The organism is Streptomyces sp. NPDC004111 (assembly GCF_042874215.1).
Taxonomy (GTDB): domain Bacteria; phylum Actinomycetota; class Actinomycetes; order Streptomycetales; family Streptomycetaceae; genus Streptomyces.
The window spans coordinates 62091-83299 of record NZ_JBIAMU010000023.1 but is presented as its reverse complement, the minus strand read 5'-3'; the positions used below and the strand labels follow the sequence as shown (position 1 = coordinate 83299).

23 protein-coding genes are annotated in these 21209 nt (G+C 71.7%); 9 read left to right on the top strand and 14 right to left on the bottom strand.

Going from position 1 to position 21209, the window contains the following annotated elements; all coding sequences use genetic code 11:
- Positions 1 to 47: 47 nt before the first annotated feature.
- A complete protein-coding gene (locus tag ACFYVL_RS36125; protein ID WP_389252644.1) occupies positions 48 to 1259 on the bottom strand; it encodes an aminotransferase class I/II-fold pyridoxal phosphate-dependent enzyme in 1212 nt (403 codons plus the stop codon).
- Between the two features lie 302 nt (positions 1260 to 1561).
- On the opposite strand from ACFYVL_RS36125, the gene ACFYVL_RS36120 reads away from it, so the two are divergent.
- The gene (locus ACFYVL_RS36120) at positions 1562 to 2497 is read left to right on the top strand and encodes a BTAD domain-containing putative transcriptional regulator (protein WP_389252642.1); all 936 of its coding nucleotides are present in this window, start codon (positions 1562 to 1564) and stop codon (positions 2495 to 2497) included.
- 201 nt (positions 2498 to 2698) lie between these two features.
- Here the strand turns inward: ACFYVL_RS36120 and ACFYVL_RS36115 are convergent, their stop codons facing one another.
- The 3 genes from ACFYVL_RS36115 to ACFYVL_RS36105 are packed head-to-tail and all read right to left on the bottom strand — an operon-like array spanning position 2699 to position 4700.
- Positions 2699 to 3451, bottom strand: a complete 753-nt coding sequence (locus ACFYVL_RS36115) for an SDR family NAD(P)-dependent oxidoreductase (RefSeq protein WP_389252640.1) — start codon at positions 3449 to 3451, stop codon at positions 2699 to 2701.
- Positions 3448 to 4434 (bottom strand): 3-oxoacyl-ACP synthase III family protein, encoded by a 987-nt coding sequence (locus ACFYVL_RS36110; RefSeq protein ID WP_389252638.1) that lies wholly within the window; start codon positions 4432 to 4434, stop codon positions 3448 to 3450. The genes ACFYVL_RS36115 and ACFYVL_RS36110 overlap by 4 nt, the downstream gene beginning before the upstream one ends.
- Positions 4435 to 4445: 11 nt before the next feature.
- Positions 4446 to 4700, bottom strand: coding sequence for a hypothetical protein (locus tag ACFYVL_RS36105; protein WP_384353763.1), 255 nt, complete (start codon positions 4698 to 4700; stop codon positions 4446 to 4448).
- Between the two features lie 232 nt (positions 4701 to 4932).
- Here ACFYVL_RS36105 and ACFYVL_RS36100 point away from each other — a divergent pair, with 232 nt between their 5' ends.
- The 6 genes from ACFYVL_RS36100 to ACFYVL_RS36075 all read left to right on the top strand — a co-directional run bounded on the left by ACFYVL_RS36100 (position 4933) and on the right by ACFYVL_RS36075 (position 11284).
- On the top strand, positions 4933 to 5829 hold the full coding sequence (locus tag ACFYVL_RS36100; protein ID WP_389252636.1) for a class I SAM-dependent methyltransferase: 897 nt from the start codon (positions 4933 to 4935) through the stop codon (positions 5827 to 5829).
- A gap of 10 nt (positions 5830 to 5839) precedes the next feature.
- Positions 5840 to 7393, top strand: coding sequence for a flavin-containing monooxygenase (locus ACFYVL_RS36095; protein WP_389252634.1), 1554 nt, complete (start codon positions 5840 to 5842; stop codon positions 7391 to 7393).
- Positions 7394 to 7430: 37 nt separating this feature from the next.
- On the top strand, positions 7431 to 8972 hold the full coding sequence (locus ACFYVL_RS36090) for an FAD-binding protein (protein WP_389252633.1): 1542 nt from the start codon (positions 7431 to 7433) through the stop codon (positions 8970 to 8972).
- A gap of 112 nt (positions 8973 to 9084) precedes the next feature.
- Complete coding sequence (locus ACFYVL_RS36085) at positions 9085 to 9573, top strand: SRPBCC family protein (protein ID WP_389252631.1); 489 nt, start codon at positions 9085 to 9087, stop codon at positions 9571 to 9573.
- Positions 9570 to 10406, top strand: a complete 837-nt coding sequence (locus ACFYVL_RS36080; protein WP_389252629.1) for an alpha/beta fold hydrolase — start codon at positions 9570 to 9572, stop codon at positions 10404 to 10406. The genes ACFYVL_RS36085 and ACFYVL_RS36080 overlap by 4 nt, the downstream gene beginning before the upstream one ends.
- On the top strand, positions 10403 to 11284 hold the full coding sequence (locus tag ACFYVL_RS36075; protein WP_389252627.1) for a 4'-phosphopantetheinyl transferase: 882 nt from the start codon (positions 10403 to 10405) through the stop codon (positions 11282 to 11284). Before ACFYVL_RS36080 ends, ACFYVL_RS36075 begins: the two co-directional genes overlap by 4 nt.
- Here the strand turns inward: ACFYVL_RS36075 and ACFYVL_RS36070 are convergent.
- The 4 genes from ACFYVL_RS36070 to ACFYVL_RS36055 all read right to left on the bottom strand — a co-directional run bounded on the left by ACFYVL_RS36070 (position 11274) and on the right by ACFYVL_RS36055 (position 14652).
- Positions 11274 to 12281 carry an AraC family transcriptional regulator gene (locus ACFYVL_RS36070; protein WP_389252625.1) on the bottom strand — a complete coding sequence of 336 codons (1008 nt, stop codon included), beginning with the start codon at positions 12279 to 12281 and terminating at the stop codon, positions 11274 to 11276. The genes ACFYVL_RS36075 and ACFYVL_RS36070 overlap by 11 nt on opposite strands.
- 154 nt (positions 12282 to 12435) lie before the next feature.
- Positions 12436 to 12978 carry a DUF1772 domain-containing protein gene (locus ACFYVL_RS36065; RefSeq protein WP_389252623.1) on the bottom strand — a complete coding sequence of 181 codons (543 nt, stop codon included), beginning with the start codon at positions 12976 to 12978 and terminating at the stop codon, positions 12436 to 12438.
- Positions 12975 to 13610: a hemerythrin domain-containing protein gene (locus ACFYVL_RS36060; protein ID WP_389252621.1), complete on the bottom strand. Its 636-nt coding sequence runs from the start codon at positions 13608 to 13610 to the stop codon at positions 12975 to 12977. Before ACFYVL_RS36060 ends, ACFYVL_RS36065 begins: the two co-directional genes overlap by 4 nt.
- Before the next feature lie 214 nt (positions 13611 to 13824).
- Complete coding sequence (locus ACFYVL_RS36055; protein WP_389252619.1) at positions 13825 to 14652, bottom strand: NAD(P)H-binding protein; 828 nt, start codon at positions 14650 to 14652, stop codon at positions 13825 to 13827.
- A 341-nt stretch (positions 14653 to 14993) separates the two neighbouring features.
- Here ACFYVL_RS36055 and ACFYVL_RS36050 point away from each other — a divergent pair, with 341 nt between their 5' ends.
- A complete protein-coding gene (locus ACFYVL_RS36050; protein ID WP_389252617.1) occupies positions 14994 to 15986 on the top strand; it encodes an AMP-binding protein in 993 nt (330 codons plus the stop codon).
- A gap of 112 nt (positions 15987 to 16098) precedes the next feature.
- Here ACFYVL_RS36050 and ACFYVL_RS36045 read toward each other — a convergent pair whose 3' ends face one another.
- The gene (locus ACFYVL_RS36045; protein WP_389252615.1) at positions 16099 to 16908 is read right to left on the bottom strand and encodes an SDR family NAD(P)-dependent oxidoreductase; all 810 of its coding nucleotides are present in this window, start codon (positions 16906 to 16908) and stop codon (positions 16099 to 16101) included.
- Between the two features lie 110 nt (positions 16909 to 17018).
- Positions 17019 to 18353 carry an NADP-specific glutamate dehydrogenase gene (gdhA, locus tag ACFYVL_RS36040; protein WP_389252757.1) on the bottom strand — a complete coding sequence of 445 codons (1335 nt, stop codon included), beginning with the start codon at positions 18351 to 18353 and terminating at the stop codon, positions 17019 to 17021.
- Positions 18354 to 18674: 321 nt separating this feature from the next.
- On the opposite strand from gdhA, the gene ACFYVL_RS36035 reads away from it, so the two are divergent.
- The gene (locus ACFYVL_RS36035; protein ID WP_389252613.1) at positions 18675 to 19181 is read left to right on the top strand and encodes a DUF1772 domain-containing protein; all 507 of its coding nucleotides are present in this window, start codon (positions 18675 to 18677) and stop codon (positions 19179 to 19181) included.
- An 87-nt stretch (positions 19182 to 19268) separates the two neighbouring features.
- Here the strand turns inward: ACFYVL_RS36035 and ACFYVL_RS36030 are convergent, their stop codons facing one another.
- The 4 genes from ACFYVL_RS36030 to ACFYVL_RS36015 form a co-directional block, all read right to left on the bottom strand.
- Positions 19269 to 19946, bottom strand: a complete 678-nt coding sequence (locus tag ACFYVL_RS36030; RefSeq protein ID WP_389252611.1) for a DUF1772 domain-containing protein — start codon at positions 19944 to 19946, stop codon at positions 19269 to 19271.
- A gap of 173 nt (positions 19947 to 20119) precedes the next feature.
- On the bottom strand, positions 20120 to 20266 hold the full coding sequence (locus ACFYVL_RS36025; protein WP_389252609.1) for a hypothetical protein: 147 nt from the start codon (positions 20264 to 20266) through the stop codon (positions 20120 to 20122).
- Positions 20263 to 20652 (bottom strand): hypothetical protein, encoded by a 390-nt coding sequence (locus ACFYVL_RS36020; RefSeq protein ID WP_389252607.1) that lies wholly within the window; start codon positions 20650 to 20652, stop codon positions 20263 to 20265. Before ACFYVL_RS36020 ends, ACFYVL_RS36025 begins: the two co-directional genes overlap by 4 nt.
- Positions 20649 to 21158, bottom strand: a complete 510-nt coding sequence (locus ACFYVL_RS36015; RefSeq protein ID WP_389252605.1) for a hypothetical protein — start codon at positions 21156 to 21158, stop codon at positions 20649 to 20651. Before ACFYVL_RS36015 ends, ACFYVL_RS36020 begins: the two co-directional genes overlap by 4 nt.
- Between the last annotated feature and the right edge of the window lie 51 nt (positions 21159 to 21209).

The window sequence follows — 21209 nt, the reverse complement described above, 5'->3', positions numbered from 1 at the left end:
TGCTCCTCGGAAGCTCAAAAAGCCGTGGTGGTGGGGGTGCGGGGCGCTCAGATGATCCGGCACTCGCGGGCGGAGGTGATGAAGGCGTCGGCGGCGAAGTCGATGTCGTCCTTGGTGTGCGCGGCGGTGATCGCGATGCGCAGCCGGGCCAGGTCGTTGGGGACGGCGGGGGTGACCACGGGCAGGCCGATCACACCGTGCTTGCGGCAGGTGGTGGCGTAGTCGTAGGCGGCCTCGTCGGACCCGGCGATGACGGGTACGACCGCGGTCTCGCTGTCGACGGTGCTCATGCCGGCCGCGTGCAGGATGCGGCGGAAGCGCTCGGACTCCTGCTGGATGAACTCCACGCGCTCCGGCTCCAGTTGGAGGATCTGGAGGGAGGCGAGGGCGGCGGCGGCCTGGGCCGGGCCGAGGGCTGCGGAGAAGAGGAAGGGGCGGGCCGCGTACTTGAGGTGGTGGATGAGCTCGGCGGAGCCGGCCACCCAGCCGCCCATGGAGGGGATGGCCTTGGAGAGGGTGCCGAGCTTGATGTCGACGCGCGCCTCGTAGTCGAAGTGCTCCTCGATGCCCTTGCCGGTGGCGCCGATGACGCCCAGCGCGTGCGCCTCGTCGACCATCAGCAGCGCGTCGTGCATGTCGCAGACCTTGCGCAGGTCGACCAGCGGGGCGATGTCGCCGTCCATGGAGTAGACGCTGTCGACGATGACCAGGCGCACCCCGGTCTTGGGGGCGGCGGCCAGCCTGCGCTCCAGGTGGCCGACGTCGTTGTGGCGGAAGCGGGTGACGGTGGCGCCGGAGAGGCGGCAGCCGTCGACGATGCTGGCGTGGTCGTACTTGTCGATGAAGACGGTGTCGCCGGGTCCCACGATGCCGCCGACGGTGCCGGTGTTGGCCGCGTAGCCGGAGCCGAAGACCATCGCCTTCTCGCGGCCGGCGACCTTGGCGACCTCGGCCTCCAGCTCCTCGTGCAGCGGGGTCGAGCCGGCCAGGGCGCGCACCCCGTGGTTGCCGGTGCCGTAGAGGTCGAGGGCCGCCTTGGCGGCGGAGACCACCCGCTCGTCACCGGCCAGCCCGAGGTAGCTGTAGCCGGACATCATCAGCAGCCGGCGGCCGTCCTGGTCCGCGTACGCCGAGTTCCGCTCGCAGGTGTACGCCACGAAGCTGTTCTTGCGGTTGGGCTCGTACTCCAGGGAGGCGACCCTGTCGCGGAAGTAGGCGAGCTTCGGCTCCAGGCGCTCCCAGGCAGCGGATGCGTTCACGTTTCTCTCCTCGTCGCGATCGTCCGGCCGGTCCGGAACTCCATCGGCGCCCCGCCGTTTCTCCGGCCGGGCTCTAGTGGAATTCCATTAGGGCTCGGGGGGCGCAATAGCAGCGCAAGAGCGGCCGTCGGTACGGGAATCGAGCACGGCAGGAGCGGGAGAAGTGCGCCGGTCCAGTCGCACTGGAAGAGCGCTCAATGGGGCATTTCGCCGTTGACACGCGAAGAGGGCGCGCGGTTATGTTCGAGATCGCACGAACTAGACAGACACGGCCGGAAGTCGTCCGTTTCGGAGAGTGCAAAATGCTGATCAGACTTGTGGGGATTGTCGCGATCGAGCAGGACGGAGCTGCGCCGCAGCACCTGTCGAGCGCCCAGGCACAAGTGGCGCTCGCCCGGTTGCTGGTCGAGCGGGCCGACGGCACCGAGCGTGACCAGTTGGCCGAAACCGTGTGGCCCGAGGGGCTGCCCGACACCTGGGCCTCGGCGCTGCGCAGTGTGGTCAGCCGGGTGCGGGCGTTCGTCACCACACCGCGGGACCTGCCGGGCGAGACCCCGCTGGTCGCGCAGGGCGGCAGGTACGTGCTGCGGATCCCGCCGCACGCGGTCGTGGACGTGGAGGTCGCCGAGAGCGCGGTGACCGAGGCCGTCGAGGCGTACGCCCAGGGCTCCTACGCGGTGGCCCGGCAGCTGGCGGCCGGCGCCGTGTCGAACCTGCGCGGTTCGTTCCTGCCCTCGCACGAGGGCGAGTGGGTGGACTCGATGCGCGAACAGCTGGAGGAGCTGCGGCTGAACGCGCTGGAGACCGCGAGCCTGGCCGCATCCGCGCTGGGCGACGAGCACCACGCGCTGCGCTACGCGGAGGAGGCGGTGCGCCGGGCCCCGTTCCGGGAGAGCGCCTACCGCTGCCGGATGGCCGCGCACACCAGGGCCGGCAACCGGGCAGAGGCGCTGCGCAGTTACCAGCAGCTGCGCGAGGTGCTGGCGGAGGAGCTGGGCATCGACCCGGCGCCGGAGACGGAGGCGGCGTACCTGGAACTGCTGCGCACCCCGGAGCCGCGGCCGGCCCTGCGGCCGGTGACCGTGCTGGACCCACTGCTGATGGGCATGTTCGAGGTGGACCGCAGGGCCGCGCCGCCCCGGCCGTGCTCGCTGTCGGCGCACGGCTGCGTCACCCACCCGCTGCCCGCGGCCCGCCCCTCGCTGCCCGCGACCCTGCCGGCCTCGCCCGCTGCTTGAGGGCCTGTGTCCCGCCCCCGGCCGGGGGCGGGACACAGGCCCTCGAGCAGCCCGCCCCACCACGCGCGAAGCCGCCGCCGGAGGAGTTCCGGCGGCGGCTTCGCGGCGTGCGGTGCCCGCACAGCACGCACGCGTGTACGGGCCCCGGCCGCTACGGGGGGATGGCGCGGCCGGGGCCCGGCGCGGGGGCAGGACGGGGCGTCAGGTGATGGACACACCGCTGTCGATCGAGACGACCTGTCCCGTCATGCAGTCCTGGTCGAGGAAGAGACCCGCGCTGCGGGCCACCTCCTCCACCGTGACGAAGCGCGGGATGGGCGCCTTGTCCTCCATGCCCTCGATGACGCGGTCGGGGAGGTCCTGCGTCATCCCGGTGATCATGAATCCGGGCGAGAGCGCGTTGACGGTCACACCCCGGCGCCCGCATTCGGAGGCGAGGGTGCGGGTGAAGCCGATCAGGCCCGCCTTGGAGGCGGAGTACGCCGTCTGCCCGGCCGTCGCGATGATGCCGGACGGGGAGACGATGTTGAGCACCCGGCCCCACCGCTTGCGCAGCATGTACGGCACGGTGGCGCGGGCGGTGTGGAAGGAGCCGATCAGGTTGGTCTGGATGACCTGGGCCCAGTCGGCCGGGTTCTGCATGGCCATCAGGCTGTCCTTGCGGATGGCCCCGTTGTTGACCAGGACGTCCACCGCGCCGAGCTCGTCGGTGATGGTGGCGTACATGCTCTGTACGGTCTCCCAGGAGCCGACGTCCCCGGTGACCAGCACCGAGGGGTTGGTCAGCTTCTCCTGGAGCGCCTGGGCCGCGTCCCGCGAGCTGTTGTAGTGCACCGCGACGCGGCAGCCCAGCGAGTCGAGTTCCAGCGCGAGCGCCTGGCCGAGACCCCCGGAGGCGCCGGTGACGAGCGCGACCGGGGACTCCGGCCGCTGACCTGCACTGTTCTTGCTCATGCGGCGACACCGCCCCATTCCAGAAGGATCGAACCCCATGTCATACCGGCGCCGAAGCCGGCCAGCAGGACCTTGTCGCCGGACTTGATGCGGCCTTCCTCCAGCGCCTCGGTGAGCGCGATGGGGATCGACGCGGAGGCCGTGTTCCCGTACTTCTGGAGGTTGGTGATCAGCGCTTCCTGGCGCAGCCCGGTGTGCGACAGGATCGAGTTGATGATCCGGATGTTCGCCTGGTGGGGGACGACGTGGTCGATGTCGGCCGCCTCCACCTTGGCGCTCTCCAGCGTCTCGCGCACCGTGCGGACCGTGTAGCGCACCGCGTTGAGGTAGATCTCGTTGCCGTTGATCTGCGCGTAGTGCAGGCCCGCCGCCACCGTCTCGGCGGTGGTCGGCATGCGGCTGCCGCCGGCCAGCACCTTGAGGGAGCCGGCGCAGGAGCCGTCGGCGCCCAGGTTCCAGGCCTTGACCCGGTTCTCCGGGCCCGCCTGGAGGACGATCGCGCCCGCGCCGTCGCCGACGAGGATCGACAGGTCCCGGTCCTCGGGGTTGGCGGTGAGGGTGTGGGTGTCGGAGCCGATCAGCAGGATCGGCCGGGGATCGATGGCGATGAGCGCCATCGCGGACACCAGCCCGTAGACGAAGCCCGCGCACTCGGAGTTGACGTCGTGCGCGCTCCCGGAGATGCCCAGTTCGTGGTGGACGAAGGCGGACGTGGCGGGGGAGGGCTGTTCGGGGGTCGCCGTGGCGACGATGAGGTGGGCGATGTCGTCGCCGGTCAGACCGGCCTTCTCCAGCGCCCGCCGGCCGGCCTCGACGGCCAGCGAGGCGGTCGTCTGCCCCGGGTCCACCGCTCGCCGCTCACGGATGCCGCAGCGGCTGACCACCCAGTGCTCGTCGACGCCGAAGCGTTCGGCGAGCTCCGCGCTGGTGACGACGCGTTCGGGTACGGACATGCCCCACCCGGTGATGTCGAAGCCGGACACAGGCCCCTCGCCTACGCGTTCGCCGGGACGAGCGCCACGATCTTCGCGTAGACGTCACGCAGCGTGGTGGTGTCGTCGAGGTCGGCGAAGAGCGACTCGTCGGCCGGGATGTGCGGGTACTGGTTCTGGAAGCCGTACAGCCACTCCATCAGGTCGAGCGAGTCGACGTCCGCGATGTGCTGGAGCGGGGCGTCGGGGCTGACCTCCGCGGCACCGGAAACGGCCTCCAGCTGGCTGGCCAGTTCTTCGATGGTGGGCAGCGACATGAGTCGGTCCTCTCTCGGCGGTGCGTCCTGTTTTCCGAAGCGATGAAAACCCCGCCCCCGCAAGGAAGTCGCAAGACGGTGCGGGGCCGTCCCCTCCATTGCGCGCGGCCGTCCCCTCCATTGCGCGAGGGGCCGGCGGGCGGCCGTATTGCGCATTCCTTGCGGGGCATCCGGTTTCCTCGGACGCGAATTGCAGGAATGTGCCGTCCCGCCGGACAGGAATGAGGATCAGATGACAACGGTCGCGCCCAAGTCGGTGGACCCTGAAGTCGATGCGATCAGGCACCACTACGAAGTCAGCAATGACTTGTACCGGCTGATCCTGGGTCCCTCGATGATGTATTCCGGCGGTTACTGGGAGGACGGCGAGGACCTCAACGCCGCTCTCGATACGGCCCAGTACCGCAAGCTGGACAAGTTCGCCGAGCTGGCGAACGTCGGGCCGAACGGCGCCAAGCGCGTCCTCGACATCGGCTGCGGCTGGGGCACCATGATCAACCGCGTCACCACCGTGCACGGCGCGGAGGCGGCGGTCGGTCTGACGCTCTCGCGCACCCAGGAGGCGTTCAACGACGCCCTGAACAACCCGCGGATCAAGACGCTGGTGACGAGCTGGGCCGACTACAAGGTCGCGGACGACAGCGAGAAGTACGACGCCGCGTTCTGCATCAACGCCCTGGAGCACTTCGTCTCCTCGAACCTGCCGCCCAAGGAGCGCACCAAGCGCTACCGCTTCTTCTTCCAGCAGATCGCCAACGCCCTGAACCCGGGCGCCAAGTTCGTGCTGCACACCATGACCGCCGAGGCGCTGCCGATGAACCGGGCGCTCCTGGACGACCTGAAGTTCCTCCAGCGCTCGGAGTTCGAGGGCTGCCACATCCCGCACCTGCACGAGCTGACCGCCGCCGCCGAGGGCCTCTTCGAGATCGACGAGATCGTGAATGAGCGCGAGTCGTTCGCGATGGCCTGCCGCGCCTGGCTGGTGCTGCTGGCCGAGCGCCGGGACGAGGCCGTGGCCATGGAGGGCGAAGAGGTCGTCGCCCGCTTCGAGCGCTACCTCGACATCTTCGCCTACACGCTGGAAGACAAGTTCTTCAACAACTTCCGCGTCACCATCACGCGCCGCTGAGGAGGTTGACATGACGAGCATTCTCGAACCGGCCAAGGACGGCGGGGCCCGCAGCGCCGCCGACACGGCCCCCGGCGGCCGGGGCCCCACCCGGCACCTGCGGGTGGCGGTCATCGGCACCGGGTTCTCGGGCCTGGGCACCGCCGTCAAGCTGCTCCAGAACGGCATCGACGACTTCCTGGTGTTCGAACGGGCCGACGAGGTCGGCGGCACCTGGCGCGACAACGACTACCCGGGTTCCGCGTGCGACGTCATGTCCCACCTCTACTCGTTCTCCTTCGCCAGGAACCCGAACTGGAAGTCCACCTTCGCCAAGCGCGACGAGCTGTACGACTACCTGCGCGACGTCGCCGACCGCTTCGGGGTGCGCCCGCACATCCGCTTCGGCCACGAGCTGATCGCGGCCCGCTGGGACGGTGCCGAGCGGCACTGGCGGGTGGAGACCTCGCAGGGCGACTACACCGCCCAGTTCCTGGTCACCGGCACGGGTTACCTCAGCGAGCCGTCCGTGCCCGACATCAAGGGCCTCGGCGACTTCGAGGGGAAGATCTTCCACTCCTCGAACTGGGACCACGACCACGACCTGAAGGGCCGCCGCGTCGCCGTCATCGGCACCGGTGCCTCGGCGATCCAGTTCGTGCCCAAGATCCAGCCCGAGGTCGCGCACCTGGACCTCTACCAGCGCACCCCCGCCTGGATCGGCCCCAAGAGCGACAAGCCCAACAGCGCGCTGCACACGAAGATGCTGCGCTCGCTGCCCGGCTACCAGGGCTTCAGGCGCAACTTCAACAAGTGGGGCCGTGAGGTCCTCGCCTTCGCCTGGGCCCGCCCCAAGGTCGCCGGCAAGGTCCAGAAGATGGCCAGCGACCACCTGAAGAAGTCGGTCCCCGACGAGGCGCTGCGCGCGAAGCTGACGCCCGACTACGTGGTGGCCTGCAAGCGGCTGCTGTTCTCCAACACCTGGTACCCGGCGATCCAGCAGCCCAACGTGGACCTGGTCACCGACGGCATCCAGGAGGTCCGCGCCAAGTCGGTTCTCGGCAGGGACGGTGTCGAGCGCGAGATCGACACCATCATCCTGGGCACCGGCTTCGCGGCCACCGACCGGCCGGTCGCCCGCCGGATCTTCGGCCGCGACGGGGTGCAGCTGCGCGAGGCGTGGAAGGACGGCATGTCCGCCCACCGCGGCACCACCGTCGCCGGCTTCCCCAACCTCTTCATGCTGCTGGGCCCGAACACCGCGCTGGGGCACTCCTCCCAGACCGTGATGATCGAGGCGCAGATCGGCTACGTCCTGGACGCCCTGAAGCAGATCGAGAAGCGGGGTCTGTCCAGCGTCGAGGTGAGGCCCGAGGCGCAGGAGGCGTACAACAAGACGCTCGACGGCCGCATCGAGGGCTCCGTCTGGACCGACTGCCAGAGCTGGTACCAGGACGCCAACGGCCGCAACTCGTCGATCTGGCCCACGTACACCTGGCGCTTCCGCGCCGGGACCAAGCGCTTCGACCTGAGCGAGTACCAGCTCGCCTCGCAGGTGCGCACCGGCACGCAGGTGCCCCAGTAGGACCCAGGACGCCACGGGAAACGGGAGACGTACGCAGATGAGCATCACCCCAAGAACAGCAGCCCGCACCGCCGCGGGCACGGCGCCCCAGCCGTCCCGGCGCAAGATCCTGGGCGCCGCTGCCGCCACCGCCGTCGCGGTCGTCGGCTGGAACACGGTGGACCAGTCGTGGGCCACCGCCGCCGAGCCCGGTGACCGCCGCAACGTGGTGCCGGTGCCGGCCCTGGACGGCGCGCTGGTGACCACGCCGGCCGTGGTCGAGTCCTTCGCCCACGACTTCGGGCACTTCTTCGACGGCGGCGCCAACAAGCCGTGGGCCGTGCTGCGGCCCGGCAGCATCAACGACATCGTCAAGATCGTCAAGTATGCGAACGCCAACAACATCAAGGTCGCCGTCAACGGTCAGGGCGGCACCGGCAAGGACATCGAGTCGCACTCGGTGTACGGCCAGGCGCGGGTGCCCGGCGGCATCTCCATCGACGCCCGCGGCATGTCGAAGATCTGCTCCTTCGGCAACAGCGTCGTGCAGGTCGAGGCGGGGGTGACCTGGGGGCAGCTGACCGACGCGGCCCTCAAGATCGGCAAGACGCCGCCGGCGCTGCCGGACTACCTCTACCTGTCGATCGGCGGCACGCTCAGCGTCGGCGGCATCGGCGGCACCGTCCACAAGTACGGCCTGATGGTCGACAACGTCGACTCGCTCGACATCGTCACCGGTGACGGCAGCCTGGTCACCGCGTCGCGCACGGTGCGCCCCGACCTGTTCTACTCCGCGCTCGGCGGCGGCGGCCAGGTCGGCATCATCGTGCGGGTCAAGGTCAAGCTGATCCCGGCGCCGAAGCGGGCCGTCATCTTCACCCTGTACTACGCCGACCTGGCGACCTACCTCGCGGACTCCGAGAAGCTCCTGGCCGAGGGCCGCTTCCAGGTGAACGCGGGCGAGCTGACGCCGACCGCGGACGGCAAGGGCTGGCGCTACAAGATGGAGGCCGGCGCCACCTACGACACCACGGCGCCGGACCGCGCCAAGCTGCTGGCCGGGCTGAAGGACGTTCGGGCCGAGGCGGTCATCGAGGACCGGTCGTTCCGCGAGTACATGTTCCGCCTGGACGCCTACGAGGCGTACCTCAAGGACAGCGGCCACTGGTACACGCCCAAGCCGTGGCTGAGCATGTTCCTGCCCGGCTCGAAGACCAAGGCGTTCATGGAGATCGCCGAGCGCGAGCTGAACGCCGACTCGCTCGGCGGCGGGTTCCTGCTCTTCTACCCGTACTACACCGCGAAGATCAAGGCGCCGCTGGCGGTCCAGCCCAACGAGTCCGTCGGCTACCTCTTCGACCTGCTGCGCTTCCCCAACCCGGGCGACCCCAACATCAACGCCATGCTGGAGCAGAACCGCAAGCTGTACGACATCGCGGTCAGCATGGGCGCCAAGCGCTACCTGGTGGGTTCCATCCCGAACATGACGACGGCCGACTGGAAGGCCCACTACGGCAACCGCTGGACGGGTTTCGTCGCCGCCAAGAAGAAGTACGACCCCAAGAACCTCTTCACTCCCGGCCAGGGCATCTTCTCCTGACGGCAGCCGGAAGGCAGAGGCACCGACGGGCCTGGAGGCCCGGCCGGCGGCGGGGGACGGGGTGGATCGCCCCGTCCCCCGCCGCCTTTTTCCATCTCTACGGGAGGTTCGGATGACCACGTACGACCTGATCGACGAGGCGGTGATCGACGCTCCGGCGGACGCCGTGTGGAAGGCGCTCGTCTCGGAGTTCCGCGGGGCCAAGGAGTGGTGGGTCCCCTCCAACACCTTCCACGCGGTCTCCGGGGAGCCGGACGCGGTGGGCGGCAGGACCGGTGTCGTCGTGCACACCAAGGGCGCCGACAAGGGCGGCCTGAAACTGCGCTTCACCTCGCGGACGGTGGCGGTCGAGCCGGGCCGCCGGCTGGACATCGAGTACGTGGACGGGGTGTTCCGCGGCCCGAGCACCTTCCGGCTGGAGCCGCTCGCCGACGACCGCACCCGGCTGTCCATGCACTTCACCGGCAGCCCGCACGGCTGGCTGAAGATCCTCGCCAAGGTCGCCGACCTGGGCGCGGAGCACTCCAAGGGCACGCTCGCCGCGTTCGAGTCGCTCAACCGGCGGCTGTCGGCCGAGAAGGCCACGGCGGTGGAGCGGTGACCACCATCCCCGAGCTGACCCACGAGCTGACGGTGCGCACCGACGACGGCGCCGCGCTCGCGGTCACCGTCCTGTCCCCGCTGGCCGGACGGTCGGCGGGCGTCGACGTGGTGCTGGTGCACGGCTGGGCGCACACCCGGCGGACCTGGGGCACCGTCTCCGACCGGCTGATCCGGGCCGGGCACCGGGTGGTGCTCTACGACCAGCGCGGCCACGGCGCCTCCACCCTGGGCCGCACCCCCGTCTCGGTCGAGCGGCTGGGCGCGGACCTGGCGGCGGTGCTGGCGGAGACCGGGGCGCGCGAGGCGGTGGTGGTCGGCCACTCGGGCGGCGGTTTCGCCGCCCTCTCGTACGCGGCCACCTCGCCGTCCGCCGGGCGCCTGAAGGGGCTCGTCCTGCTGGGCACCGCCGCGCACGGCCAGGACACCCCGGACAGCGAGGTCAAGATGATGGGCAGCGGCCCCTTCTCGTGGGCGCTGCGCCGGGGCGCGCTGGGCCGCAAGCTGCTGGGCTCCACCATGGGCAAGAACGTCGACCCGCAGGTTCGCGACGTCAACCGGCAGATGTTCTCCGCGACCCAGCCCCGGGTCCGGGCCGACTTCTTCCGGTGCACCCGCGGCTGGGACGTGCGCGAGGCCCTGAAGAAGGTGACCGTCCCCGCGGTGGTGCTGCACGGCACCCAGGACAAGGTGATCGGCATCGACTTGGCCGAGATCCTCGCCCAGGTGCTCCCCGGCGCGCGCTTCGAACGCCTGGAGGACGCGGGCCACATGCTCCCGCTGGAGCGCCCGTCGGCAGCGGTGTCGGCGGTGGCGGAACTCGCCTCCCGATGACGGCACCGACGGTGACACCGGCACCGGCGGCCGTGCCGGTGCCGGCGGCCGTGCCGGTGCCGGTGCCGGCGGCTGTACCGGTGTCGGCGGCCGTACCCGTGCCGGTGCCGGTGCGTGCCGTCGTACGGGTGCGGAGCGACGCGGCGGCGCGGGACCTTGGGCGGCCCGCCGTGCTGCGTTCCGCCGTGCCGCACCGGCCCGGCGGAACTGAGCGCGGCGGGGCGCTGATCGGGCGGATCCTTCCCGCGGGCGTCGCCGCCTCGGAGGCGTTCGACGACGCGGCGCCCGCCCCGCTGTTCCTCGCCGAGGCCGCCCTGATGACCGGGCGGCGCGAGCGCAGGCGGCGGCAGTTCGCGACGGCCCGCGCCTGTGCCCGGCGCGCGCTCGCCGAACTGGGCCGCTCCCCCGCCCCGTTGCTGCCCGGTCCCGGCGGCGCCCCGCGCTGGCCCGACGGGGTGGCCGGCAGCATCACCCACTGCGACGGCTACCGGGCGGCGGTCGCCGCGCCCGCCGCCCGGTACTCGGCCCTGGGCATCGACGCGGAGCCGGCCGGACCGCTGCCCCGGGGCGTGCTCGGCCTGATCACCGACCCGCGGGAGCGCGCCGCACTGGCCGCACTGGCGGCGGCCGAGCCCTCCGTGCCGTGGGAGCGGATCTTCTTCTCGGCCAAGGAGGCGGTGTACAAGGCCTGGTACCCGGCGACCGGCGTCTGGCTGGGCTTCCGGGACGCCACCCTCGGACTTTCCGCGGACGGCACCTTCACCGCCGAGGTCCGCCCGCCGCACCCGGTGGACACCGACCCCCGCTACGAGGGCCGCTGGCTGACCGGGCGCGGCCTGGTGCTGACGGCGGTGGCCCGCCCGGCGCTCAGCCCGTAGCGGTGTTCCCCAGCACGACCGTGCGGGGCACCGGCGGGGTCTCGCGCGGGCTGCTGGGGGCGGTGCCCGACCGGTACTCCTGGGGGCTGATGCCCCGTACCCGCTTGAAGGCGGTGGACAGGGCGAAGGCGGAGCCGTAGCCCACCCGGGTCGCCACGCCCGCCACCGTGGAGTCCGGTTCGCGCAGCAGGTCGGCGGCGAGCGCGAGCCGCCAGCCGGTGAGGTACGCCATCGGGGGTTCGCCCACCAGGTCGTTGAAGCGGCGGGCGAGCGAGGCGCGCGAGACACCGGTCTTCAGGGCGAGTTCCTCGACGGTCCAGCCGTGCGCCGGGTTCTCGTGCAGCAGCCGCAGCGCCGGGCCGACCACCGGGTCGCTCTGCGAGCGGTACCAGGCGGGGGCGCCGCTGCCCGGCTCGGCGAGCCAGGTGCGCAGGACACCGATCAGGAGCAGGTCCAACAGGCGGTCCAGGACGATCTCCTGGCCCGGTTCGTCGCGCGTCATCTCGGTGGCGAGCAGGGCGATCAGGGTGGAGTCGGCGCCCTCCGAGGGGCGCACGAGCAGGGTCGGCAGCGCGCTCAGCAGCCGCCGGCCGATCTCGCTGGGGGCCTGGTAGGTGCCGCTGAGCATCACCGCCGAGTCGCTCTCCTGGAAGGCGGCGCCCCAGGTCCGTACGCCCAGTGCCATGGACTCCGTGACGTCCTCGCCGTCCTCGGTGTTGCACCGCTGCTGCGGGCCCACCGTGATCTGGACCGGGGTGCCGGGGGAGTCCGCGACGGTGTACGGGTCGGGGCCGCGCACCACGGCGACGTCGCCGGGGCGGATCAGGGCGGGCGTGCCGTGGTCGGGAATCAGCCAGGCGTCGCCGTGCGCCATCGTCACCACGGAGATGGGGGCACGGTCCTCGATCCGCATCGACCAGGGCGGGTTGAAGACGGACTTCAGGAGGAAGGCGCCCCGTGCTTTGGGGCCTTCCAGCAGGCCGGTCAGGGTGTCCATGCGTGCATCCTCTCCGCTGTCGCCCCCGCCCGTCCCCCGCGGGGTCCGAACAAGGGGCGCGGGCCCCGCGGGGCGGGAGGGGAAAATGCGCCCGCCCCTGCCACGGGGGAGAGACAGGGACGGGCGCGGTTTCGGGGGGCCTGCGGGGCCGGGGTTACGCGGCCGAGGCCCGGCCGTGCAGGGTCAGCGCGCGGCCGAGGGCCGCCAGGGCCGCCGTACAGGCCACGGTGCGGATCATGTTCCCGCTGGTCCAGCGGTTGCCGAAGCGGGACCGGGCTGCGGTCGGGTCGCTTCCGGCGCGGGCCAGCTGGACGTTCAGCGGGATGTTGACGACCGCGGTCACCAGGAGCGAGAGCCCGTAGAGGGCGAACGCGGTCCAGCCCCAGCGGGCCGCGTCCGGGCGCCCGCCGCGCTGCTGCTGCACGGCGGCGATCCCGGTGGCGAGGAAGGCGCCGAGGAAGAGCAGGCCGAACAGGCCGTTGTCGATGGCCTCGTTGATGTTGCGCATCGCGGTGACGTAGGTGTGGTCGTCGCCGCGCCCCAGGCCCGGCATCACCGAGATGTCGAAGGCGAAGTAGAGGCCGGCCATCAGCCCGGTGCCCACGGTCGCGGCCACCAGGGTCACGGACTGCGTGGTGGTGCCGGGCCTCGCTCCGGTCACCGCCTCGGCCGCCGTGCCGGTCAGTGTGCTGGTCATGAAGAGATCCCCCTCAGGGTGCGTTCGTAGCGCCTGCGCAGCACGGTGGCGCCGAGCAGCCGGACCGGTGGCGGGATGGTGGCCGAGACATGGGCCACCGAGGTGCGCTCGGCGCCGTCGAACATCCAGGGCTGGAGGTAGGTCATCACGCGCCGGGGGGCGCTGGCGACGACCTTGCGCTCCTCGGCGAGGTAGGCCCGCTCCCCCAGCCGGTCGAAGACGGGGAAGACGACCTGTTCCTCGTCGCGCAGGTGGTCGTGGAGGATGCCCTCGAAGTCGGCCGCCGCCCGGACGAGGCCGGCGCCGCCGTGCCCGATCGCCGCGGAGACCTCCGCCATGGCGCGGTCCAGTTCCTCGTGGTCGTCGTGGAGTTCGCGGGCCTGGGCGTCGAAGTCGGCGTCGCGGCGGCGAAGTCCGGGCCACAGCACGTCGTCCTCGCTGGTGTGGTGCCATTCGATGACTTCGCGCAGGCGCTGCCACCACTCGTCTCCGGTGCCCCGCCAGTGCGGGGCCGCCGCGCGCAGTCGCGCCGCGTCGCGCCGCATGGCGATGTGCATCAGGGCGAAACCGTGGAAGTGCGGGGGCAGGGAGTGCGTTCCCTGCTCGCTGGACCAGGTCTTCGGAGTGGGCATCGGACAACGCCTCCTGCCGGGTTGGTGCGAAGAGCGGCGGTGGGCGGGAAGCGGCGGCGAAGCATGGTGAGTGCCCCGGTACCGGCGGGCGGCGGCCGTACCAGAGTCGCCGCCCGAACCGGTCGGGGTCTCACGCAGTGCCGTGCTGCCGAACTTCCCGTACTGCCGTGGTGCCTTGCTGCCGCGGCGTGCCGCCGCTGCGGTGCGGTGCGGGTCAGACGTTCCAGACGCCGGTGGCCGCGGCCTCGCGGGCGAACTCGGCGAAGTCCTTGGGCTTGCGGCCCAGGGCCTCCTCCACACCGTGCACCAGGTGCGCGTTGCGGCCGTCGAGGATCATGGCGAACAGGTCGGCGAAGTCCTCGGGAAGGCCGTTCTCCTTCAGGACCGCGCGGTACTGCTCGTTGGTGACCGGGATGAACTTGATGTCGCGGCCGGTGGCCTTGGACAGCTCGGCGGCCACGTCGCTGTAGCTGAGCAGGCGCGGGCCCGACAGCTCGTAGGTCTTGCCGATGTGCTTGTCGTCGGTCAGTGCGGCGACCACGACGTCGGCGATGTCGTCCGCGTCGACGAACGCCTCGACGGCGTCACCGGTCGGCAGGGCGATCTCGCCGGCCAGGACGGGCTCCAGGAAGAAGCTCTCGTTGAAGTTCTGGTTGAACCAGCTGGAGCGGACGATCGTCCAGTCGGCGCCGGACGCCTTGAGGTTCTCCTCGCTGGCCTCGGCGGCCTCCTCGCCGCGGCCGGAGAGCAGCACCAGCCGGCGGGCGCCGGCGGCGACGGCGGCCTTGGAGAAGGCGGCGACCTGCTCGGAGGCGCCCGGGAAGGCGAGGTCGGGGTAGTAGGTCACGTACACCCGGTCCACACCGGCCAGCGCGGCGTCCCAGGTGGCGGGCTCGTTCCAGTCGAAGGGCGGCTCACCGTTGCGCGAACCGATCCGGACCTGCCGGCCCTGCGCGGAGAGCTTCTCGGCAACGCGGCGGCCGGTCTTGCCGGTGCCGCCGATGACGAGGGTGGTCTGCGTGTTCTGCGCGTTCTGAGTCATGAGTACAGTCAAGTCCAGTCTCGCGAGACGGGCCATAGCCACAAAGCTCAGTTCCATAAGCGTCCGTCTCAGGACGCGAGGTGTTGGAGAGTGCGGCTGCGGCATGAGCCCGAGAAGCGTGGCATCTGCGGGCGGGTCGTGTCACAGCCTCTCCAGCGCACCTGGATCCTGCGTCGACCGGGCCTTGAGTACGCCTGGAGTACGCTCCGGTGCCGTACGCCCGAAAGCGCTTTTCCCCGCCGACTCGGTTGCATACAGCGGTACTTGAGCGTCGCTCCGGTGGTACGCGACACCATCGGCCCTGCACAGGCACCGACCGACCGAAGGGCCCGGGAGGCCGCATGAACCCCGCTCCTGAGCAGCCGGAGCTCGACCGGCTGTCCGCCGACATGGCCTCACTGCTCGGCCGGATCGGGCTCGATCCGGCCGAACGGCCCGAGCGGCGGCACCGCATCGACCTGCGTTTCGCCGCCGTGGCCGCCCGGTACCCGGGCCGCGTCGCCGCCCGGGACGCCGAGGACGAGGCGACGTACCTGGACCTGGAGCTGTTCGCCGACGACCTGGCGCGCCGGCTCTCCGGACGCACCGGTGCGGGCCGCGCGGTGGCGGTGCGCGCCGGGCGGACCTGCGCGGCGCCGGGCGCGGTGCTGGGCGTGCTGCGCTCGGGCGCGGCCGTGCTGCCGCTGGACCCGGGCCACCATCCGGGGCTCCAGGAGTTCCTGATGCGCGACGCGGGCGCATCCCTGGTGGTCTCCGACAGCGGGCTGCTGCGCGACGAGATCCCGGTGGCGAAGGTGGGCCGGTTCGTCATCGGCGCCCGCCCCGCCGCGGTCCCGGCCCGGGAGATCCCGGTGGAGTCGGCCTTCATGGCGCTCCCGGGTGCGGGCACGGACCCGGGGCGCGCGGCCCGGGTGCGGCCCCTGTCGCACCTGGACGTGCTGTCCTGGGTGGACGCCACCGTGCCGCTGCTGGAGGTGGGCCCCGACGACGTGTGGACGCTCTTCCACGCGCTGTCCCTGGACCTCGGGATGCGGGAGATGTGGGGTCCGCTGCTCTCGGGCGCCCGTGCCGAGGTGGTGGACCGGGCGACCGCCGCCGACCCGTTCGCGTTCGCCGCCCTACTGGCGGACCGGCGGGTGACGGTGCTGACCCAGCTGCCCTCCGCGTTCGCCCGCCTCGTCCCGGCGGCGCACGGCACCCGGCTGGATTCCCTGCGCCACGTCCTGCTGTCGCACGAGGCGGTGGACCCGGCGCTGGTGGCCGCCTGGCGCTCGGCCGCCGTCGCCCCGGCGGCGGTCGTCCGCGAGGTGACGGGGTCGCCGCGGGTGTGGTGAGCGTCCCCGGCACGCGCGAAGGCCCCGGCCGGGTTGGCGGCCGGGGCCTTCGCGCGGGTGCGGACGGGGACTGCGGGTGCGGTCGCGGTCCCCGTCGCCGCGGCGGGGTGGCTCAGAAGTTGCCCAGCCCGCCGCACACGTTCAGTGCCTGTGCCGTGATGGAGGCGGCGAGGTCGGTGGTCAGGTAGCCGACGAGGCCGGCGACCTCCTCGGGGGTGGAGTAGCGGCCGAGCGGGATCTTCGCCTCGAACTGTTCCTGGACGTACTCCTCGGTGGTGTCCCACGCCGCCGCGTACCCGCTGCGCACCCGGGCGGCCATCGGGGTCTCGACGTAGCCGGGGCAGACCGCGTTGACGGTGACGCCGGTGGGGGCCAGTTCCTTGCCGAGGGCCTTGGTGAGGCCGACCACGGCGTGCTTGGAGGCGGTGTAGGGGGCGCCGAGCAGGACGCCCTGCTTGCCGGCGGTGGAGGCGATGTTGATGATCCGGCCCCAGTCGGCGGTGCCGAGTCCGCCCGCGTTGAGCACCTCGCGGGTCAGCAGGAAGACGCTGTGCAGATTGGTGTCGATGACCTCGTGCCACAGCTCGTCGGTGATGTCGGCGGTGGCGCCGCCGCCGCTGCGGCCCGCGTTGTTCACCAGGACGCCGATGGGGCCGAAGACCGCGACGGCCTCGGCGACCAGGGCCCGTACCGCCTCGCGGTCGGTGACGTCGGCCGCCATGCCCTCGACGCACAGGCCCTCTTCGCGCAGGTCCTCCACCGTCTGCTTGACCGCGCTCTCGGTCCGGGCGCAGAGGAACACCCGGTGGCCGCGGGCCCCGAGGTCGCGGGCGATGGCCAGCCCGATGCCGCTGGTCGCCCCGGTGACCAGGGCCACCGGGTACTCGGGAGCCCTGCCTGCCGCCGTCGCCGTCGCCGTCATCGTCGGTCCCCTCCGTCGTTCGTACAGACCTCAACGACTGTCGCGGGGAGCACTCGCGGCCCGGCAGGAGCGGGGTCGAGCCGACGGCCCGCCCCGCTCCTGGTGGTCCGTCAGATCACGCCCTGGGCGAGCATCGCGTCGGCGACCCGCTCGAAGCCGGCGATGTTGGCGCCGGTGACGTAGTCGCCCGGGGCCCCGTAGCGGGCGGCGGTCTCGTGGGAGACCTCGTGGATGGAGCGCATGATGGCGGCCAGTTCGTCCTCGACCCGCTCGGCGCTCCAGGCCGCCCGGCCCGCGTTCTGGCTCATCTCCAGGGCGCTGACCGCGACGCCGCCCGCGTTGGCGGCCTTGCCGGGGCCGAAGGCGACGCCGGCCTGCTGGAAGACGTGCACCGCCTCGGGGGTGGTGGGCATGTTGGCGCCCTCGGAGACCGCGCGGACCCCGTTGCGCACCAGGGTCAGGGCGTCGGGCTCGGTCAGCTCGTTCTGGGTGGCGGAGGGGAAGGCCACGTCCGCGGGGACGTCCCAGACCCGGCCGCCGGGCACGTAGCGGGCGCTGGTGCCCCGGCGCTCGGCGTACTCGCTGACCCGGCCGCGCTCGACCTCCTTGATCTGCTGGAGGAGTTCGAGGTCGATGCCCTTGTCGTCGACGACGTAGCCCTGGGAGTCGGAGGCGGTCAGCGGGTTGGCGCCGAGCTGCTGGAGCTTCTCGATGGTGTACTGGGCGACGTTGCCGGAGCCGGAGACGACGGCGGACAGCCCGTCCAGCCCGGCACCGCGCTGCTTCAGCATCTCGGCGGCGAACAGCACGCTGCCGTAGCCGGTGGCCTGCGGGCGGATCGCGGAGCCGCCCCAGCCCTGGCCCTTGCCGGTCAGCACCCCGGCCTCCCAGCGGTTGGTGATGCGCCGGTACTGGCCGAAGAGGAAGCCGATCTCGCGCCCGCCGACGCCGATGTCACCGGCGGGGACGTCGGTGTACTCGCCGATGTGGCGGTGCAGTTCGGTCATGAAGGACTGGCAGAAGCGCATCACCTCGGCGTCGGACCTGCCGTGCGGGTCGAAGTCGCTGCCGCCCTTGCCGCCGCCGATGCCGAGGCCGGTCAGCGCGTTCTTGAAGACCTGCTCGAAGCCGAGGAACTTCACCACGCCGATGTTCACGGAGGGGTGGAAGCGCAGCCCGCCCTTGTAGGGGCCGAGCGCGCTGTTGAACTCCACCCGGTAGCCCCGGTTGACCTGCACATGCCCCCGGTCGTCCTGCCACGGGACGCGGAAGACTATCTGGCGCTCCGGCTCGGTGAGCCGCTCCACCAGGGCCGCGGCCGGCTCCGCGTACTCCGGGCGCGCCTCGAAGACGGGGGCCAGGGTGTCCAGCACCTCCCGCACGGCCTGGTGGAACTCCGGCTGGGCGGGGTTGCGGCGCTCGATGTCCGCGCGCAGCGCGTCCAGCCGCTGCCGGTGGCCGCCGCGGGCGGCGGGGGACTTCGGGGGCTCGGTGGTGGCCTTCACGGGCTGGGTCCTCTCCTCGGGTGGGTACGGGAGTCCGCGCCCGTGCCGGTCCAGGTGGCGGCCACTTTCGCCCGTACTGCTCAAGGGCTTCTGGAAGCCCGCTTGAGTTCTCCGCGGTGTGCGGCGCTTCCACCATAAGATCACGGCTCATTGACGAGCTTATGACCCTTCTTTTGGCGGTCATTTGATGGGTTTTTGCCCGATTATGACCTCTTCTGTTGTTGCCCCGTTCTGCCCACGACCACGTAGGGGGACCCCACCGTGGAGACCGCACGCCTGGCCTCGCTCATCGCCGCGATCAGCACCATGGGACTGGTCAGCGGCCTGTTCTACGGCTTCTCCGTGTCGGTGATGCCGGCCCTGCGGCGCACCCAGGACGACCGCAGCGTCATCGACGTCATGCAGCGCATCAACGTGGCCATCCTCAACGGATGGTTCGTGCTCGGCTACATCGGCGCGTTCCTGTTCACGGCGGTGGCGCTGGCCCTGCACGTGCCCTCGGACGGCCGCGGCGTACTGCCGCCGCTGATCGCGGCGCTGGTCTGCTACCTCGCCTCGATGGGCGTCACCAACAAGGTCAACATCCCGCTGAACAACGCGCTGGAGAAGGCGGGCCCGGTGGCCCGCATCCCCGACCCGACGGCGGTGCGGCGCGCGTTCGAGGGCCCGTGGGCGCGGGCGAACGTGTGGCGGACCCTGCTGTGCACGGCCGCGGTGGGCTTCCTGGCCTGGGCCCTGGTGCTCAACGGCGGCCTGCCCACCGCCTGACGGGCCGGGCGCCCGACCGGCCGGGAGCACGCCGAAGGGGCCCCGCGGTCCTGGCGGGACCCCTTCGGGCCTGGCGGTGGGGACTGTTCAGCGGGTGGCACGCCCGTAGAGCACCAGGGCGCGGGCCATCAGGGTCAGGGCCGCGGTGCACAGCAGGGTGCGCAGGATGTTGGTGGTGACCCAGGTCGTCTTGAACTTCTCCACGATGGAGAAGTCGGTGAGCTTGGCGGCGCTGCCGGCCCTGGCCAGCTCGTTGTTGAGCGGGATGTTCACCGAGAAGGTGATCATGAGCACGATGAAGTAGAGCACGGCGGCGATGCCGACCCACAGCGCGATCTGCTTGCGCCCCTTGCGCAGTTCGACCACCGCCGAGGCGACCGCGACCAGCAGGGCGCACACGAAGGCCATGCCGAACAGCCCGTTGCCGTCGATGGACGCGTTGAAGTGCTGCATCGCCGTGACGTACGTACGGTTGTCGCCGTCCGCGAGGCCCGGCATGACCGAGACGTCGAAGGCGAAGAACAGCCCGGCCATCAGGCCGATCAGGACGGTCGGGACGATGATCAGCGCCGTCGAGAGCTTGGTGCTCCCCGCGCCCGAGGCGGCCCGCGCGCCGGCCGCGCCGGCCTGCGGGAAGCCCTGCGGCTGCGGGCCCTGCTGCGGGAATCCCTGCTGCTGGTAGGCCTGGTACTGCTGGTTGTGCTGAGGTGGCGGGAAGTTGCCGGTGTGCTGCGGGGAGTAGCTCCCGGTCGGCGGGTGGCTCATGGCTGCGTCCTCATCTGAGTGGTCGGAGTACTGCCTGCCCATGGCACGGACATCCGATCGTGGCACTCCCCCGATGCCGGGCCCCGGCCTCTTGAACCGTCCTTGAGCGAAGCTCCAGGCCCGGCGGCCCGATCCGGCCGGACCCGGGCCGCGGACCGCACAGCGACGCGGCCCTATCGGTTCGTGTCCCGGTCGCGCCCAGGGTGGTCGCGGGGGCGGGCCGGGCTGTCGCGGCGGCGGCGGGCGGCGGATTCGGCACGGGCCACGAGGTACGCGGTCAGGACCGCGGTGGCCGCGACGATCCAGGTGGTGGCGCTCACCCGTGGAGGCCGTTCTTGAGGGTGAGGGTGTCGGCGAGGGTCCGTACGACGTCGGCCAGGCGGCGGGCGTAGGCGAACATGTGCTGCTGGTACGCGCGGTCGCGCTCGCCCTGCGTCCACAGGTAGGCGTCGGGGTGCCCGGCGCTGGGGTCGGTGGACGGCCGGTCGCGGACGAGGGCCCTGCCCAGGGCGACGGCCTTGTGGTGGCTGGCGGCCATCAGGCGGGGCGGGTCGTCGCCGACCGCGTCCGCGAGCTGCTGGAAGGCCGACTCCAGGGCGGCGGCGGTGCTCAGGATCGTGTCCCGTTCGGGGAGGATCCTCGCGGCGAGGACGGGGCGGCAGAGTGCGCGCACGGCGGCCGGGTCGGGCTGCCCCCCGGCGCTCACGTCGTCCCGCCCGCCGCCGCGCGGCCGGTGGTCGCGGCCGACCGGCCGAGCTGCCATGCGGAGAGCGCGCAGCACACGGTGTGCAGGGTCGAGGGGTCCACGAGGGGCGCCTCGTGGGTGGGCGCCGCCCACCAGGCGTACGGGGCGGTGGGGCCGGTCAGCGCGGGGATGCCGAGGTAGTCGTCGCGCTCCACGCCCAGGAGCTTGACGCCCGGCGGCCAGCGCAGGCCGGCCCCTGCCCCGGGCTCGGTGAGGAAGTACCAGGCGTCGGGGGCGGAGACGTGGGTGACGACGGCCCCGCTGCGGTGCTCGGTGACGGTGTGGAGACGGGCGGCGACCGCGCGGCCGAACTCGCCGTAGACACGTACCGCGCCGACGTACACGCCGATCTTGATGACGGAGTGTCCGGTGTCGGGAATCCACTCCGGCGTGAAGAGGATGTCCTGACCACTGCTCAACTCGGCTTTGTCGATGGTGAGTTCGGTTGATGGTGATTCGCTGCTCATGGGTAGAAGGCTGTCAGCGGACGACTACCGTCTGTACTGGAACCGGTCCGC